Below are 16,416 nucleotides of genomic sequence, written 5' to 3'. Positions count from 1 at the left end.
GTACGGAGATAATGATTAAGCATCAATACACAAGTTAGCAGTATCTTGTGCGATAACTAATTCTTCGTTAGTAGGAATAACAATTGCTAATGGTGAATTATCTGTTGTAATTATGCCATCTTTACCAAAACGAGCGGCTAAATTACGTTGTTCATCAATTTCATAACCAAATGCTTTTAAATGTCTTAATGTTAATTCACGTACATGCCCTGAATTTTCACCGATACCACCAGTAAAGATAATTGCATCAATTTTTTCACCAACAGCTGCCATATAAGCACCGATATATTTTGCTAAACGGTAGCAAAAAACATCTAATGCACGTTTTGCAGGAATTTCAGTATCATAGTTATCTTCAGCATAACGGCAATCACTGGTGATTTCTGTTAATCCTAATAACCCTGATTGTTTCGTTAATGTTTTTTCAATTTCTGCCACATCCATACCTAAATTATTGTGCATATAGAACATAATAGCAGGATCTATATCACCACAACGTGTTCCCATGACTAAACCTTCAAGTGGTGTTAATCCCATTGAAGTATCAACCGATTTTCCGTTACGAATTGCAGTGACAGAAGCACCGTTACCTAAATGGCAGGTGATTAAATTTACTTGATCTTCAGCTTTATTTAAAATTTTTGCAGCTTCACGTGCAACAAATAAATGGCTAGTACCATGAGCACCATAACGGCGGACACCGTGTTCTTTATATAATGAATATGGCAGAGCATATAAAAAGGCTTCTTCCGGCATAGTTTGGTGGAAAGCGGTATCAAATACAGCAACATTCTTTTCTTTTAATTCTGGGAACATTTTGAATGCTTCTTCAATACCAATTAAGTGGGCTGGGTTGTGTAATGGTGCAAATTGAATTGCCTCTTTAATACTTTGAATCACTTCATCATTAATGACCACTGATGACGTAAATTTTTCACCCCCATGTACAATACGATGTCCAATTGCAACTACGTTTTCTTTCAAACTTGGATCTAATGGGAAGATTTGGTTGATGATAAAATTCAATGCTTCACTGTGTGCTGCTTTAGCGCCTAAGGCAGAAGTGCCTTTTTCACCATTTAATTTCCATTTAATTCTAGCATCATCTAAATGAAATGCTTCAGCTAAACCTGACAATTTTTCTTCACCCGTTTTAGGATCTAAAATTGCAAATTTTAAAGACGAGCTACCGCAGTTAAGAATAAGCACTAATTTTTGTGTCATAAAGTTCACCTTGAGTTGTAATAAATAACATTTGCTTAAATGATAAGCTGATAGAAAAATGTTGCGTGATAGGATACACGTTTAACTACTGAAAATAAATTGTTGCAATCAAGAAAAATAAAAAAGTTTAAAATTTAAAAAAATTTAATAAATTTTTTTGTCATTAATTGCAAAGAATAAGCATTTTTCTCTATTGAGTGATAGAAATATCCTAACTATGATAGCATATTGATTGGGAAATAGCGTAAAAAATACAGAATTCGATACGAAAATAAAGTTTTATTTCAAAATATAAGAGGTTTTATGCTGCTTACGTTAAAAAATGGTCGAAAATATTTAAAAACTTGGGTTCTTGAACCTAGATTAAGTATGATTTTTCCTGAAAATAGAATTATTAAAATGACAAAATTTGCCCAAAACTTAATTCTGCCTATGATATTACTCACTTTAGGTTGGCAATATTTTATTTCTGGTTATCAATATCTTTCTTGGGCGGCAACAAGTATAACAATTATTATTTTATTACTTTTACCACTACAAGGTTATTGGTGGTTGGGTAAACGAGCCGTTACACCTTTACCTTTAACCACCGCAACGTGGTTTCATCACATTCGCCAACGTTTAGCAGAAAAAGAAACATTACCTCCTGCATCATCGCTTCCTAATTATCAAGACTTAGCTGAAATTCTGGCGAAAGCTTCGGTACGTTTAGACAAATCATTTTGGCAAGAGATCTAATTAGTGTTTATCAAAGAGAGGGGGTTCTCCCCAACGTTGGAACAAATCCTGTGCTAAATAAATATTCAGTTGATCACATAATCGATTAATACTTTGATTAATTAAATCATCAACTGTTTGTGGCCGATGATAAAAAGCGGGCATTAATGGTGCTATTTTGGCACCAATTTCGGCGGCTTGGGTCATTAAACGTAAATGTCCAAGATGCAAGGGTGTTTCTCTTAAGCATAAAATTAAAGGCTTTCCTTCTTTTAAGCAGACATCAGCCGCTCGACTAATTAAATCATCTGTATAGCTATGAGTAATGGCTGATAATGTTTTGATCGAGCAAGGTAGGATTATCATACCCATAGTTTGAAATGAACCAGAAGAAATTGCTGCAGCAAGATTGCGATTATCATAAACAACATCGGCTAATGCTTTAATCTGCTGAAATGTATATTCAGTTTCTGTGTTAATCGTCAAACGAGCAGAATCGCTGATGATGAGATGGGTTTCAATTTCAGTATTTTTTAATATTTCTAATAAACGAATAGGATAAATTGCACCTGATGCACCACTGATACCAATAATTAATCGTTGTTTTTTCATGGTTAAGCTGATTATTGATTAAGATCTAAATTAAATTTATTTTGGATAAAGTCTGAATGTTGTTGTAATTGTTGAAAAAACCAATCGATAACAAAGCCAAAATGAGGAATAAGTTTGGACTCTTTCCACCAGTCTGTTTGACTAAAATCGGTAAAGGTATCAAGGAAAAATAAAAGAGCGGCGACAACTAAAATACCACGTAATAAACCAAAACAAGCACCTAAAACACGATCTGTTCCTGTTAATCCTGTTGTATCAACTAATTTTGAAACAGTAAAATTAACAATTACCCCTGCAATTAATGTTGCAATAAATAGTAGTGCAATCGCTGTTCCATTACGTACATAGTCAGATTTTACCTCGGTAAGGTAATCAGCGATATTTGGATAGAAATTTGATGATACTAAGAAAGCAACAATCCAGGTTGCTAATGACAATACTTCACGCACAAAGCCACGAAAAAGACTAATGAATATTGAAAAAAGAACGATACCGATAATAATGTAATCAATCATATATAACTCTCGATGATGTAAGTTGTGTGTATTTAATAGGTCGGTCATTTTCGTCGCCACTATACCACCTATTTATGCAGAGAAAAAGTTTAGCTGATTGAGATGATGAAAACTTGAATAAAAAAAGCCCGATAACTCGGGCGAAAGATTTGAGTAAGTATAGCTCTAAAAAGGAATCTTTATTACAAAACATTAGCATTATATTAGAGTAGTAATCAGTGAAAAAGTTCAGTTAAATTCAAATTTTTTATAAAAACTTACAAATATAAAGGGATAGTTTGAATTTTCAGCATATATTACAGAAGTCGATCTAGCTTTTAAGCAAAATGTAGTACACTATCTAACTTAAATAATTTAAAGGTATCTCAAAATGAAAGATGGAATGAATAAATTAGATCCTGATACAGCAATAGATATTGCCTATGATATTTTTCTTGAAATGGCACCAGAACAACTTGATCCTGCGGATATTTTGCTTTTTAACTTACAGTTTGAACAACGTGGTGCTGTTGAAATGGTTGAAACAGCAGAGGATTGGGACGCTGAAATTGGAGTATTAATTGATCCAGAAGCTTTTGCTGAAGTTTGGATTGGCTTAGTAAATCAGCAAGATCAAATGGATGATATTTTTGCTAAATTTTTAATTTCTCACGATCGAGAAAATCCAGAATATCACGTTATTTGGAAAAATTAATGGCTATTTAAACTCTGTTAAAAAAATCTGAAAGATTATGTATTTTCAGATTTTTTTATATTTATCATGACTATTTTTCAGTGTTTAAACAATAGAAAAGTGAATTAGACACGTTCAATAATGAAATCAAACCAATCAATAACATCTTTTTCGTGAATCCCATTTTGAATAAGATGTTTATGTTTAGCAACTGAATTTGGATCACCACTTACAAGAGGGTGCCAATCGGGTAATGGTTTTCCTTCACTTAATAGGCGATAAGCACAAGTTGAAGGCAACCAATGAAATTCTGTTAAATTTTCTTTAGTTAATTTTGTACAATCAGCTTCAAGTTGGAAACGATTTTGATAGTTAAGACATTTGCCTGTATTTAAATTTAATTGGTTACAGGCTATACGTGTATAGTATAATTTTTCTTTTCTCCCATGCCCACTAATAAATTTACGAAAACAACATTTTCCACAACCATCACAAAGTGCTTCCCACTCTTGTTCATTCATTGCGGTTAAAGGTTTTGTTTGCCAAAATTGCAATTGCATTGTTTATTTCCAAAACAGATCTTAAATGTTGTATAAATTATAGTATGAAATAAAAACTGATGTATTGCTTTTTAATAAAAAAAATCATATAAATTAAAATATGATAGGGTACTAAGTTATTCTTAGAGTGAATTTTATTCAAGTTACAACCTTTAAATGTAACTTCTTTTCTTTTTATCAGTCATATATTTTATTCATTAAAATTACAATCAAAATATAATCAGGTTAAATATGAGTAAATCATTGGTTATTGTAGAATCACCAGCAAAAGCAAAAACGATCAATAAATATTTGGGAAATAATTATATTGTTAAATCTAGTGTAGGGCATATCCGTGATTTACCTAAAGCTGGTTCAGCGGCTGGTGAAAAAGCTAAACCTATTTCAACTAAAGGGCTTAGTAGTGCAGAAAAAGAAAAAGTAAAAAAACAGAAAGAGCAAACAGCACTAGTTAAACGAATGGGAATTGATCCTTATCACGATTGGCAAGCCAATTATCAGATTTTACCAGATAAAGAAAAGGTTGTTGCCGAATTACAATCTTTAGCAAAAAAAGTTGATCATATCTATCTGGCAACCGATTTGGATAGAGAAGGGGAAGCTATCGCTTGGCATTTACAAGAGGTAATTGGTGGTGATACTCAACGTTTTAGTCGGGTTGTCTTCAATGAAATTACCAAAAATGCAATAACTCAAGCTTTTGAACGACCTGAACAATTAAATTTAGATAAAGTGAATGCTCAACAAACAAGACGATTTTTAGATCGTATTGTTGGTTTTATGGTTTCCCCTTTGTTATGGAAAAAGGTAGCTAGAGGTTTATCGGCTGGGCGTGTTCAATCTGTTGCAGTTAAATTATTGGTTGAAAGAGAACGTGAAATTAAATCTTTTCGTCCAGAAGAATATTGGGAAGTAAAAGTTGATACTCAAACAGATTCTGGTGAAATACTGCATTTAGATGTAACCCATTATCAAAATAAAGCTTTCTTACCTAAATGTGAAGAGGAGGCTAAATTAGCAGTCAATATATTAAAAAATAGTAGTTACGTTGTAACTGAAATAGAGACTAAACCAACAACTTCAAAAGCGAAACCTCCTTTTACAACATCAACTTTACAGCAAACCGCTAGTACCCGTCTTGGTTTTGGTGTACAGAAAACAATGATGTTAGCTCAGCGTCTATATGAGGCTGGTTATATTACTTATATGCGTACCGATTCGACCAATTTGAGTCAAGATGCTTTAAATATGGCGAGGGATTATCTTTTATCTCATTTAGGTGAGGAATATTTGCCTGCTAAACCAAATTTTTATTCCAGCAAAGGTAATGCACAAGAAGCTCACGAAGCAATTAGACCGTCGGATGTAAATTTGAAAGCAGATGAATTACAGGGAATGGATAAAGATGCAGTAAAGCTCTATGATCTCATTTGGCGACAATTCCTTGCTTGCCAGATGCCACCAGCCCAATATGATTCTACCACATTAACCATACAGGCAGGGGAGTATAGTTTAAAAGTTAAAGGTCGTGTATTACGTTTTGATGGTTGGACAAAAATTTTATCGCCTTTAGGCAAAGCAAACGAAGATCAAATCTTACCAGTGGTAGCAAAACAAGAGCTTTTATCACTGAAAGAAATTTTACCAACGCAACATTTTACAAAACCACCAGCACGTTTTACCGAAGCATCTTTGGTAAAAGAATTAGAAAAAAGAGGAATTGGCCGTCCATCAACTTATGCAAGTATTATTTCAACCATTCAGGAACGAGGATATGTTCGGAGTGAAAATCGCCGTTTTTATGCTGAAAAAATGGGAGAAATTGTCACCGATCGATTAAATGATTCTTTCGATGATTTGATGAATTATGATTTTACCGCAAATATGGAAAATCGCTTAGATCAGATAGCTGAAGGTAAAGCTGACTGGAAAAATGAGTTGAATCAATTTTTTAAAAACTTTTCAAATAAATTATTAACTGCTGAAAAAGATCAAAGTTCGGGTGGTATGCAACCTAATACCCCTGTATTAACTGATATTGATTGTCCTGATTGTGGTCGCAAAATGACAATTCGTACTGCCGCAACAGGTGTTTTCTTAGGCTGTTCAGGTTATTCATTACCTGTTAAAGAACGGTGTAAAACAACAATGAATCTTATTCCTGAAGCTGAATTAATTAATATTTTAGATGATAGCTCAGAAACGAAAGCATTAATGGAACGCCAACGTTGTCCAAAATGTGGTACAGCAATGGACAGCTATTTACTTGATACAGAAAGAAAATTACATATTTGCGGGAATAATCCAAATTGTGATGGATATTCAATTGAAAAAGGGCAGTATAAGATTAAAGGTTATGATGGTCCTGTTATTGAATGCGATAAATGTGGTGCAGATATGCAGTTAAAACAGGGGCGTTTTGGCAATTATATGGGTTGTACTCAATGTAGTAATACAAGAAAAATATTAAAAAATGGTGAGGTAGCACCACCGAAAGAAGATCCTATTCCATTTCCAGAATTAAAATGTGAAAAATCTGATGCTTATTTTGTTTTAAGAGATGGAGCGAGTGGGGTATTTTTCTCTGCACATAATTTCCCTAAATCGAGGGAATCTCGTTCTCCATTAGTCGCTGAATTAGTTGAATATCGCCAACGTTTACCTGAAAAATTACGCTATCTAACTGAAGCACCAATACAAGATCCAGAAGGGAATCCAACTATAATTCGTTTTAGCCGTAAAGAAAAACGTCAATATATTACTTCTGAAAAAAATGGTAAAGCCACAAAATGGATTTTAGATTATATTGATGGTAAATGGACGGAAAGAAAAAAATAATAATATAATAGAAACAGGCTATCTAAGATAGCCTGTTTTATGAATTTAAGCTGGTAATTTTAACTCTCTGAGTTGCATAGTCATACCATCAATCATTAATAGACGACCTGATAAATTTTTTCCTATATTTAATCTAACTTTGATCGCTTCCAAGGCTTGAATTGAACCTACGATACCAACCATTGGTGCTAGTACACCAGCTTCAACACAACTTAATTCATTTTGTCCAAATAAACGGCTAAGAGAGCGGTAGGTTGGTGTACCTTTTTGATAAGTAAATACAGAAATTTGTCCTTCCATTCGGATAACAGCACCAGATACCAGTGGGATTTTAGCTTGTTCACAAGCTGAATCTAAATTATTGCGAGTTTCCACATTATCTGTACAATCTAATACAAGATCAAATTGTTGAACAAGTGTATTTAATTCCTCCTTAGTTAAAAGAGCATTTAAAGCATTTATTTGGATATTCGGGTTTAATTGTTCTAAGCTAAGTTTTGCCGAATCAACTTTTGGCATATCTAAACGGCTATCATTATGCAGCACTTGACGTTGTAAATTTGAAAGAGAAACGTGGTCAAAATCGAGTAATGTTAGATGCCCAATTCCTGCAACCGCTAAATATTGTGCAGCAGTACAACCTAAACCGCCTAAGCCAACAATTAATATTTTGCTCTTTTTTAATTGTTCTTGTCCTTCAAAATCAATAGCTCGCATAATAATTTGTCGGTTATAGCGTAGTATTTCATGATCATTTAGTGTCGTCATTTTGCACCTTTAATTTAATAACTCATTGAAAAATTCAATTGTAACCGTTTCACCTATCTCAACATCACCACGGTCTCGTTCTAAGATAATAAAACAATTACTTTCAACAAAAGAATTAAACATATGTGAACTTTGTAATCCAACAGGTTTAACTTCCAATTCTCCCTTAACGTTATACTGATAAAATCCTCGTTGAAAATCTAAACGCCCAACTGTTTTTTTAATTTTCGTTGTTGTTTTAGCTAAAAATAATGATTTTTTCCTTTCTCGCTGTCCACTTAATTTTCGTAGTGCTGGTTGAACCAACTGATAAAAAGTAACTAATGCAGAAACAGGATTCCCGGGCAGTCCGAAAAACCAAGCATTATCCAATTTCCCAAAGGCAAAAGGTTTTCCCGGTTTAATCGCTAATTTCCAGAAATTTATTTGACCTAATTTTTCTAAAACACCCTTAGTAAAATCAGCTTCTCCAACAGATACACCACCACTGGTAATAATAACATCAGCTTCTTGCTCTGCTTGAGTAAAGATATTTTCAAATTTTTCTTGATCATCAGGTAAAATGCCAAAATCTAAGATTTCACAATTTAAATTTTCAAGCATTAGCTTGATACAAAAACGATTACTATCATAGATTTGTCCCATTTTTAGAGGTTGTCCAACAGGCACTAATTCATCGCCTGTAGATAAAATAGCAACTTTGATTTTTGGGAAGACCTTGATTTTTTCAATACCAAGTGATGCCAATAATGGGAGAGAAACAGCATTTAATTTCGTGCCAGCGGTTAAAACAACATCGTCTTTTTTTACACTTTCGCCAATACGACGAATATTTTGTCCTATTGTTGGCAATTGGTTAAATGTAATACTTCCATCAGAATTTAACGTAACATTTTCTTGCATAACTACGGCATCCGCACCTTCTGGTAACATTGCACCAGTCATAATTCTCACCGCAGTTAATGGTGGCCATTGTTGTGTAAAAGGTTGCCCAGCAAAAGCTTTACCTGCAACAGTTAAAGTCGTTGTTTGTTGCAAATCTGCCAACCGCACAGCATATCCATCCATAGCCGAATTATCAAAAGAAGGAACATTAATTGGAGAATAAATATCTTCAGCACAAATACGTTGATAACAATCGTTTAAATTTAATATTTCAGTAATCTTAGGCTCGGGGAGAGTAGTCAGAAGCTGTGTTAATGCTTGTTCTAGTGAAAGTAAATGATTCATTCTTTTCCCTTTTTAACTTTTTAAATATAGAATAACTAATTATTTTATCTCAATGAGCGTAACTTGTCAGTTTTACCAATATAAAAAGGAAATATTAATCTATAATCGTTACATTTTGTTTTTAAACAAGTTTTATAAATTAAATGTAGTTTGTTAGAATATGCCAAATTTTTAACAGCGGAGTAATAAATGAATAACATTTCTAGTGAAGCCCATAAAGTTAAGCAAGCTTTAATTGCAAAAGGGATTGAAACACCAGTAATACCAGTGCAACAAGATGTAGCACAACGTAAAGAGAAAGTTGAACTACATATGCGTGAAGTGATGAAATTAATTGGTTTAGATCTAAATGATGATAGTTTAGAGGAAACACCAAAACGTTTAGCTAAAATGTATCTTGATGAAATTTTTAGTGGTTTAGATTATCGCACCTTTCCTAAAATCACTTTAATTGAGAATAGAATGAAAGTAAGTGAAATGGTTCTAGTTAATGATGTATCTCTTACCAGTACATGTGAACACCATTTTGTTACTTTTGATGGTTCAGTTGCCGTTGCTTATTATCCTAAAAATTGGGTGATTGGTTTATCTAAAATTAATCGTGTTGTAAAATTCTTTGCAAGTCGTCCACAAGTACAAGAACGATTAACCGAACAATTACTTACGGCATTCCAAACTTTACTAGAAACTGATGATGTTGCTGTTTATGTTAAAGCTACTCATTTTTGTGTGAAATGTAGGGGAGTGAGAGACACCAATAGTTACACCGTAACATCGGCGTTTGGTGGTATCTTCCAGCAAGATCGTGAAACCAGAAAAGAGTTTTTGACAATGATAAGATTAGAAAAATAAAACATATTATTTAATCTTAGATATTTTAAATAACGATCACCATCTAGAGCACGCTACTTAAAATCTGCAATATAATTAGCTTAATAAATTTCCAGATTTTATCTAGCGTTATCAATTTCTCATTTTAAGCTATTACTTTTTTGTAATAGCTTTTTTATTGCCTACAATTCTTATCCACGATAGAAATCAGAAATCTTTTATAATTATAGTTTTACTTATCTTTAATTAGTTAAGAACATCACTTTTATTATAAACAACATAAATAAAAATCAACCATAAGCCAATAAAGTCTATCTTAGTCAAAATGTTATGGTCAAAAATCTATTAATATTTTTATAAATATATTAATTTAACCCTGAATACCTCACCGTAACAATATTCTTATAATGTATATTATGTTAAATAGAATAAAAGTGATAATATTTTGTGATGTTTTTTGAATTTAATAGTTTTGTTGAGATCATTAACTTTTGAGGTAAAAAATTTCTATAATTCTAAATAGAATTAAAATTAGGATAATGACAGAATTGATTTTCTCAAGATTTGATACTCTACTCTGCCAATTCAAATGGCATTTATTCAAATTGGTAACGCTACGTGAAATCTGAGACTTAATCAAAGTAAAAATATTGTAGAATTAATTGAAAACAATAATCAAAGGAACTAAGCTTAAGCTTATTGAAGTAAATTTTTCTCTTTTAAACTTTGATAAAGTTTAAACATATCTTTTGGCTATTTAACCAGATTCCTTGTGAATCTACTCTAAAATGAATTAAACTTTTTTATATTGTTACTTAAAAAACTAAAAATTTTTATTTAGGATAGGAAATTTATGACGAATTACGATAGTCAAGTTTTAGCCAATTTGAAATTAGGAAAAACAACCCATTATCCCAAATTTTATGATCCTACTTTACTCCAGCCTGTTGCTCGCCAATTAAATCGCCAACAATTAGGTATTGTAGAACTTCAACCTTTTACACAAGGTGCAGATATTTGGACTTTATATGAACTTTCTTGGTTAAACTCTAAAGGAATACCACAAGTGGCAATTGGTGAAGTTGAGGTTGATTTTCGTAGTCTCAATTTGATTGAATCAAAAAGTTTTAAATTATATTTAAATAGTTTTAATCAAACTAAGTTTGAAAATATTGATGAAGTAGCTCAAATTATTCAACATGATCTTAGCCAATGTGTACAAGGTAATGTGGTCGTTCGCCTTAATCCACTACACTATTATCAAGGACAACAGATTAATACGTTATCAGGTCAGTTAATTGATAACCAAGATATTGAAATTGAAAATTACCAATTTAATCCTCAACTTTTAGCAAACTGTACCGCTGATGAAGAAGTAGAAGAATGTTTAGTCAGCCATTTGCTAAAATCTAACTGCCTAATTACACAGCAACCAGACTGGGGAAGCATACAAATTCACTATCAAGGTAAAGCAATAAATCAAGAAAAGTTATTACGTTATCTAGTTTCTTTCCGTCAACATAATGAATTTCATGAACAATGTGTTGAACGAATTTTTTGTGATTTATTGAAATATGCCCAGCCAACCAAGTTAAGCGTTTATGCTCGTTATACTCGACGTGGTGGTTTAGATATTAATCCATTCCGTTCAAATTTTGAGACTATTCCAGCTAATTTTCGTTTAGCTCGACAATAACCATCTATTATTAATGAAGGTAGTGGTATGAATATACATTATGTTAATCCTAAAGGAAGTATGGATCAGCTCTCCCATATTGAAGTAGAACAACTTAAACAAGGTGCTAAAGGTGATCTATATTCACTATATCGAAACTGTTCATTAGCCGTATTAAATTCAGGTGCTGTTACTGATGATAGTAATGCTCTACTCGGTCGTTATCCTGATTTTGATATTCATCTTATTGCTAGAGAACGAGGTGTCGCACTTGAATTACATAATCCTCCAAAGAGTGCTTTTGTTGATGATAAAATTATTCGGAATATTCAATACCATTTATTTGCTGTATTGAGAGATATTTTATTCGTGCAAGTAATGAAAGATAGGCTTAAAAATTGTCTCGAAGTTGAGGTCTCAGAAAAAAGTAAACACTTGACCAATCAAGTTTTTTCAATTGCTCGCAATGCTAAAGTATTACATGTTGGGGAAAAACCAAATATTGTGGTTTGCTGGGGTGGGCATTCAATTAATGAAAATGAATATAATTATTGTCGTGCGGTCGGATTAGAATTAGGGTTACGAGAGTTAAATATTATGACTGGTTGTGGTCCGGGAGTAATGGAAGCACCGATGAAAGGTGCAGCAATTGGGCATGCTAATCAACGTTATAAAGACAGTCGTTTTATTGGCTTAACTGAACCATCTATTATTGCTTCAGAACCCCCTAATCCAATAGTAAATGAATTAGTTATTATGCCAGATATAGAAAAACGCCTTGAAGCTTTCGTACGCATGGGGCACGGTATTCTTATTTTCCCGGGTGGTCCCGGTACATTTGAAGAATTTTTATATATTCTTGGGATTAAACTGAATACAGAAAATAATCAACAAGCCTTACCATTAATTTTAACAGGGCCAAAAGAATGTGCAGATTATTTTGCCACCATTGATCGTTTTGTGGGAGAAGTTCTGGGAAAGGATGCTCAGCAGTTATATGAAATTATTATCGATGCTCCTGCTCTAGTAGCAAAAAAAATGCGTAATGCAATGACTGATGTCGAAATTTATCGTCGTCGTCAAGGCGATTCTTATGGCTTTAACTGGTCATTAAAAATAGATGAATCTCTACAAATTCCTTTTGAACCTAATCACCAGAATATGGCAAAGCTTAATTTGCATAAAAATCAAAAACGAATTGATTTAGTTGCGAACCTACGCCGAGCATTCTCAGGTATTGTTGCTGGTAATATTAAACCTGCTGCCATTCAGCAAGTTAAACAATTAGGTCCTTTTGAACTACATGGTGATCCAGATATTTTAGAAAAAATGGATAAGGTATTACGTGATTTTATTACTCAACATCGTATGAAATTACCGGGTGGTGAGGCCTATCAACCCTGCTATCAATGCAAATATTAAGACCTATTGGGGTATCAATTTTGATACCCCATTTATATAAAGTTAATCCTGCCATTTTTGGATAGCTAGCTGATCGCTTTCACGACTAGCCACCCAACGTTGTTGATTACCTACCTGCTCTTTTTTCCAAAAAGGTGCTTTAGTTTTCAAATAATCCATAATAAATTGATTTGCTTGATAAGCACTCTCTCTATGTGCTGAAGATGTTGCGACTAAAACAATTTCATCACCGCTATTCAATTGCCCTACTCGATGTACTACGCAGACTCGCTGTAATTGCCAACGCTGTGTCGCCTTGACAACAATATTATGTAATGCTTTTTCAGTCATTGCAGGATAATGTTCAAGATAGAGCGAAGAAACTTGATCACCTAAATTCATCTCCCTAACTTTACCAATGAAAAGAACAACCGCACCACTTTGATTCGACGCTGACACCCAACGGTAAATATCATTTTGATCAAAATTTTCTGTCTGTACTGCAATTTTTATTTCAGTCTGGCAATTTTTCATCCGTCATTATCCTCCTGTAACAGGTGGAAAAAAGGCAACTTCATCACCATCATTTAAAGCTGTATTAAGATCAACTAATACTTGATTAACTGCGACATATAATTTGCCTTTTTCTAAAGCTAACTGCCATTTATCTCCACGTTGTATTAATGCTTGGCGTAGATCTTCAACTGTTGGATAGTTATTCTCAATTTCTAATTGTTCTAAACCGATCAACTCTCTTGTTTGAGCAAAAAATAATACAGTGAGCATAATATTCCTTCTAAAATGAATTAATCAGCAACAAAAGTACCCGACTTACCACCACTTTTAGCTAATAAGCGTACATTTTCGATCATTATATCTTTTTGAATCGCTTTACACATATCATAGATAGTTAAAGCGGCTACAGATGCAGCGGTTAACGCTTCCATTTCTACCCCAGTTTTACCACTTAATTTGCATAAACTTTCTATTCTAACTTGATTTGTTTCTGGTAAAGCTGTGAGTTTCACTTCTACTTTTGAAAGTAATAAAGGATGGCATAATGGAATGAGATCCCAAGTTTTTTTAGCCGCCTGAATGCCCGCAATGCGAGCCGTTGCAAAAACATCACCTTTATGGTGCTTTCCCTCGACAATCATACTTAAAGTTTGTGCCGACATTGTTACCAATGCTTCCGCTCTTGCTTCCCGTATCGTTTCAGTTTTTGCTGAAACATCCACCATATTTGCTTCACCAGCCGTGTTAATATGGGTAAATTTCATATTCAATCCTATTAATAATTAACCACCAATAGAGGCTAAATGTTGTCTAATACCTGTATAACCTAGGTGTAATAAATGATGTTTCTTTTTACCAGCGAGTGCTGAAAAAAGTCTAGCTTGTAAATTTAATTGCTGATCATCAGCTTGGAGTAAATCCCTTAATTCAATCCCCTCATCACCAAATAAGCAAAGATGTAATTTACCCGTAGCAGAAACCCGTAAACGATTACAAAAAGTACAAAAATCCTTTTCATAAGGCATAATTAAACCAATTTCACCTAGATAATCTGGATGTTTTAATACTTTTGCAGGTCCATCTGTTTTATCTTTAACTTGTAATTGCCAGCCAGTTTGAAGCAGTTGATCTAAGAGTTCTTGCCCTGCTAGATGATGGCGTTGAAAGAACAAATCCATTTCACCCGTTTGCATTAATTCGATAAAACGAAGTTGAATCGGTTGATCTTTAATCCAAGCAAGAAATTGGTTAAGTGCATTCTGATTAAATCCTTTCATCAAAACAGCATTCACTTTAATTTTGTTATAACCAACCGCAAAAGCCTTATCTATTCCTTGCAAAATATCTTGCAGCTTATTTTCACCAGTAATGGTATGAAAAAGACGGGGATCTAAACTATCAACACTGACATTAATCGCTGTAATACCAGCCTCTTTCCAAGCACCAACATCACGCAACATACGATAGCCATTCGTTGTTAAGGCTAATGTTTTAATCTCTGCTTGCTGGCTTAAACTTTCAGCTATGGCTAAAAAATCCTTACGTAAGGTCGGTTCTCCACCAGTTAAACGGATTTTCTCAACTCCCATCGCAGTAAATGCTCGTCCTAGACGTTTTATTTCGTCCAGTGTAAGAAAAGAGGGACGATGATTATCTCTCTGATAACCATTCGGTAAACAATAATTACAACGGAAGTTGCATACTTCTGTTATAGATAAACGTAGGTAATAATAGTGTCGGTCAAAACGATCAACTAATTGATCATAGCCAACATTTTGGATTGGAATAATCTTCCGCATAAGACACCTTTCTAAACACGAGCGGATAAACCGTTTCCCTTTTATCCGGCGTAAAGTTACCTTTATAATAACTTTACTGGGATTGCTACCATACCTTATAAAATGTGAAATAAGACTTAGGTGAACAAGCTCGGAGTGATATGCTAATAAAAAATAATGGATAGCATTTTACGGATTAACTGTTGACTATGCAATCCAAAAACACAAAAAAGCCTTTAAAAACAGTTATATAAAAAAGTATATAAGCATTTTATTTAATCATCTTCTGTATTATTGAAAATGCTTCACTGCTATTTAAATAATTCCCTAATTGTTGTTTTTCAGGGCGATGAACATAAGGAATTTCACCTAGTAATGGTGCTTCAATTTCTTTTTTTAGTAATTCAATAATTTCAGCATAATTACGCAAACAAGGATTAACTCGATTTGCAACCCAACCAACTAATGGTAACCCCATTGCTAAAATTGATTGGGCAGTTAATAACGCATGATTAATACACCCTTCCTTTATACCAACAACTAAAATGACTGGCATTTGATGGCGTTGTACCCATTTAGCAAAACTAATTTCTTCATTCATTGGCGTGAGCCAACCATATGTTCCTTCAACCAATACGGCTTGGTATTTTTGGTTCAGTGTTGACAAATTATTATCAATTTTTTCAATATTAATATTTTGCACGGCATTCAAAGCAGCTAAAACTGGTGTACTACTTTGAGTAAAAGTATAGCTATTAATTTCTTGATAAGTAACAGCTTGTTCAGTGCTATCTAATAATACTTTTACATCTGGATTATCGTAATTCGTATAATCCCCTTCTTGGGGTAAAGTCGGATAACTACTATCTTCATCACCACAAGCAATAGGTTTATAGCCAACAATCTTAATCCCTTGACTTTGTAAAGCTTGGATAATCGCTCGACTTACTATTGTTTTGCCAACATTTGTATCAGTACCAGTTACAAAAAAACTACTCATCTTTCCTTCCTTTCAATAACTAATTTACAATTCTAGCCTAAATTTTGGGTGAAAAGATTGTGCCAAAACAATATTTAG

The 16,416-nt window shown here is 33.4% G+C and carries 17 protein-coding genes and 1 riboswitch; of the genes, 6 read left to right on the top strand and 11 right to left on the bottom strand.

The window, feature by feature from the left end; genetic code table 11:
- Positions 1 to 15: 15 nt before the first annotated feature.
- Entirely contained in the window at positions 16 to 1,224 is a 1,209-nt protein-coding gene (locus CEP47_RS03665) for an acetate kinase (RefSeq protein ID WP_261920905.1), read from the bottom strand.
- A 303-nt stretch (positions 1,225 to 1,527) separates the two neighbouring features.
- Here CEP47_RS03665 and yfbV point away from each other — a divergent pair, with 303 nt between their 5' ends.
- On the top strand, positions 1,528 to 1,962 hold the full coding sequence (gene yfbV / locus CEP47_RS03660) for a terminus macrodomain insulation protein YfbV (protein WP_261920906.1): 435 nt from the start codon (positions 1,528 to 1,530) through the stop codon (positions 1,960 to 1,962).
- Here yfbV and CEP47_RS03655 read toward each other — a convergent pair whose 3' ends face one another.
- Positions 1,963 to 2,553 carry a UbiX family flavin prenyltransferase gene (locus CEP47_RS03655; RefSeq protein ID WP_261920907.1) on the bottom strand — a complete coding sequence of 197 codons (591 nt, stop codon included), beginning with the start codon at positions 2,551 to 2,553 and terminating at the stop codon, positions 1,963 to 1,965.
- An 11-nt stretch (positions 2,554 to 2,564) separates the two neighbouring features.
- Positions 2,565 to 3,068, bottom strand: coding sequence for a CvpA family protein (locus tag CEP47_RS03650; RefSeq protein ID WP_261920990.1), 504 nt, complete (start codon positions 3,066 to 3,068; stop codon positions 2,565 to 2,567).
- Between the two features lie 382 nt (positions 3,069 to 3,450).
- On the opposite strand from CEP47_RS03650, the gene CEP47_RS03645 reads away from it, so the two are divergent.
- Complete coding sequence (locus CEP47_RS03645; protein ID WP_261920991.1) at positions 3,451 to 3,762, top strand: HI1450 family dsDNA-mimic protein; 312 nt, start codon at positions 3,451 to 3,453, stop codon at positions 3,760 to 3,762.
- A 104-nt stretch (positions 3,763 to 3,866) separates the two neighbouring features.
- On the opposite strand, the gene CEP47_RS03640 is transcribed toward CEP47_RS03645, so the two are convergent.
- The gene (locus CEP47_RS03640) at positions 3,867 to 4,301 is read right to left on the bottom strand and encodes a YcgN family cysteine cluster protein (RefSeq protein ID WP_261920908.1); all 435 of its coding nucleotides are present in this window, start codon (positions 4,299 to 4,301) and stop codon (positions 3,867 to 3,869) included.
- Between the two features lie 231 nt (positions 4,302 to 4,532).
- Here CEP47_RS03640 and topA point away from each other — a divergent pair, with 231 nt between their 5' ends.
- Positions 4,533 to 7,139: a type I DNA topoisomerase gene (gene topA, locus CEP47_RS03635; protein WP_261920909.1), complete on the top strand. Its 2,607-nt coding sequence runs from the start codon at positions 4,533 to 4,535 to the stop codon at positions 7,137 to 7,139.
- Positions 7,140 to 7,184: 45 nt separating this feature from the next.
- Here topA and moeB read toward each other — a convergent pair whose 3' ends face one another.
- On the bottom strand, positions 7,185 to 7,907 hold the full coding sequence (gene moeB / locus CEP47_RS03630; RefSeq protein WP_261920910.1) for a molybdopterin-synthase adenylyltransferase MoeB: 723 nt from the start codon (positions 7,905 to 7,907) through the stop codon (positions 7,185 to 7,187).
- A 9-nt stretch (positions 7,908 to 7,916) separates the two neighbouring features.
- On the bottom strand, positions 7,917 to 9,137 hold the full coding sequence (gene moeA, locus CEP47_RS03625; protein WP_261920911.1) for a molybdopterin molybdotransferase MoeA: 1,221 nt from the start codon (positions 9,135 to 9,137) through the stop codon (positions 7,917 to 7,919).
- Positions 9,138 to 9,326: 189 nt separating this feature from the next.
- Here moeA and folE point away from each other — a divergent pair, with 189 nt between their 5' ends.
- From folE to ppnN, 3 genes are all read left to right on the top strand, one after another.
- Entirely contained in the window at positions 9,327 to 9,989 is a 663-nt protein-coding gene (folE, locus tag CEP47_RS03620; protein WP_261920912.1) for a GTP cyclohydrolase I FolE, read from the top strand.
- Between the two features lie 832 nt (positions 9,990 to 10,821).
- On the top strand, positions 10,822 to 11,664 hold the full coding sequence (gene queF, locus CEP47_RS03615; RefSeq protein WP_261920913.1) for an NADPH-dependent 7-cyano-7-deazaguanine reductase QueF: 843 nt from the start codon (positions 10,822 to 10,824) through the stop codon (positions 11,662 to 11,664).
- A 27-nt stretch (positions 11,665 to 11,691) separates the two neighbouring features.
- Positions 11,692 to 13,065 (top strand): nucleotide 5'-monophosphate nucleosidase PpnN, encoded by a 1,374-nt coding sequence (gene ppnN / locus CEP47_RS03610; protein WP_261920914.1) that lies wholly within the window; start codon positions 11,692 to 11,694, stop codon positions 13,063 to 13,065.
- Positions 13,066 to 13,107: 42 nt separating this feature from the next.
- Here the strand turns inward: ppnN and moaE are convergent, their stop codons facing one another.
- From moaE to bioD, 5 genes are all read right to left on the bottom strand, one after another.
- Positions 13,108 to 13,578 carry a molybdopterin synthase catalytic subunit MoaE gene (gene moaE / locus CEP47_RS03605; RefSeq protein WP_261920915.1) on the bottom strand — a complete coding sequence of 157 codons (471 nt, stop codon included), beginning with the start codon at positions 13,576 to 13,578 and terminating at the stop codon, positions 13,108 to 13,110.
- 6 nt (positions 13,579 to 13,584) lie between these two features.
- Entirely contained in the window at positions 13,585 to 13,830 is a 246-nt protein-coding gene (gene moaD, locus CEP47_RS03600; RefSeq protein WP_261920916.1) for a molybdopterin synthase sulfur carrier subunit, read from the bottom strand.
- A gap of 20 nt (positions 13,831 to 13,850) precedes the next feature.
- Positions 13,851 to 14,324: a cyclic pyranopterin monophosphate synthase MoaC gene (moaC, locus tag CEP47_RS03595; protein ID WP_373463121.1), complete on the bottom strand. Its 474-nt coding sequence runs from the start codon at positions 14,322 to 14,324 to the stop codon at positions 13,851 to 13,853.
- A gap of 18 nt (positions 14,325 to 14,342) precedes the next feature.
- Positions 14,343 to 15,359 (bottom strand): GTP 3',8-cyclase MoaA, encoded by a 1,017-nt coding sequence (moaA, locus tag CEP47_RS03590; RefSeq protein WP_261920918.1) that lies wholly within the window; start codon positions 15,357 to 15,359, stop codon positions 14,343 to 14,345.
- Positions 15,348 to 15,507, bottom strand: a riboswitch (molybdenum cofactor riboswitch). Its footprint overlaps the gene before it by 12 nt.
- A 102-nt stretch (positions 15,508 to 15,609) precedes the next feature.
- Entirely contained in the window at positions 15,610 to 16,338 is a 729-nt protein-coding gene (bioD, locus tag CEP47_RS03585) for a dethiobiotin synthase (protein ID WP_261920919.1), read from the bottom strand.
- Positions 16,339 to 16,416 lie beyond the last annotated feature (78 nt).

It is taken from the genome of Mergibacter septicus (genome assembly GCF_003265225.1).
Lineage (GTDB): Bacteria > Pseudomonadota > Gammaproteobacteria > Enterobacterales > Pasteurellaceae > Mergibacter > Mergibacter septicus.
The sequence above is the reverse complement of the archived record's forward strand: the minus strand, read 5'-3'. Positions and strand labels throughout refer to the sequence as shown.

Coding starts and splice junctions, on each gene's coding strand:
- moeB (WP_261920910.1), bottom strand. CDS start 7,907: ATGACGACACTAAATGATCATGAAATACTACGCTATAACCGACAAATT.
- CEP47_RS03645 (WP_261920991.1), top strand. CDS start 3,451: ATGAATAAATTAGATCCTGATACAGCAATAGATATTGCCTATGATATT.
- yfbV (WP_261920906.1), top strand. CDS start 1,528: ATGCTGCTTACGTTAAAAAATGGTCGAAAATATTTAAAAACTTGGGTT.
- moaD (WP_261920916.1), bottom strand. CDS start 13,830: ATGCTCACTGTATTATTTTTTGCTCAAACAAGAGAGTTGATCGGTTTA.
- folE (WP_261920912.1), top strand. CDS start 9,327: ATGAATAACATTTCTAGTGAAGCCCATAAAGTTAAGCAAGCTTTAATT.
- CEP47_RS03665 (WP_261920905.1), bottom strand. CDS start 1,224: ATGACACAAAAATTAGTGCTTATTCTTAACTGCGGTAGCTCGTCTTTA.
- topA (WP_261920909.1), top strand. CDS start 4,533: ATGAGTAAATCATTGGTTATTGTAGAATCACCAGCAAAAGCAAAAACG.
- queF (WP_261920913.1), top strand. CDS start 10,822: ATGACGAATTACGATAGTCAAGTTTTAGCCAATTTGAAATTAGGAAAA.
- CEP47_RS03655 (WP_261920907.1), bottom strand. CDS start 2,553: ATGAAAAAACAACGATTAATTATTGGTATCAGTGGTGCATCAGGTGCA.
- moaA (WP_261920918.1), bottom strand. CDS start 15,359: ATGCGGAAGATTATTCCAATCCAAAATGTTGGCTATGATCAATTAGTT.
- ppnN (WP_261920914.1), top strand. CDS start 11,692: ATGAATATACATTATGTTAATCCTAAAGGAAGTATGGATCAGCTCTCC.
- bioD (WP_261920919.1), bottom strand. CDS start 16,338: ATGAGTAGTTTTTTTGTAACTGGTACTGATACAAATGTTGGCAAAACA.
- moaC (WP_373463121.1), bottom strand. CDS start 14,324: ATGAAATTTACCCATATTAACACGGCTGGTGAAGCAAATATGGTGGAT.
- CEP47_RS03650 (WP_261920990.1), bottom strand. CDS start 3,068: ATGATTGATTACATTATTATCGGTATCGTTCTTTTTTCAATATTCATT.
- moeA (WP_261920911.1), bottom strand. CDS start 9,137: ATGAATCATTTACTTTCACTAGAACAAGCATTAACACAGCTTCTGACT.
- moaE (WP_261920915.1), bottom strand. CDS start 13,578: ATGAAAAATTGCCAGACTGAAATAAAAATTGCAGTACAGACAGAAAAT.
- CEP47_RS03640 (WP_261920908.1), bottom strand. CDS start 4,301: ATGCAATTGCAATTTTGGCAAACAAAACCTTTAACCGCAATGAATGAA.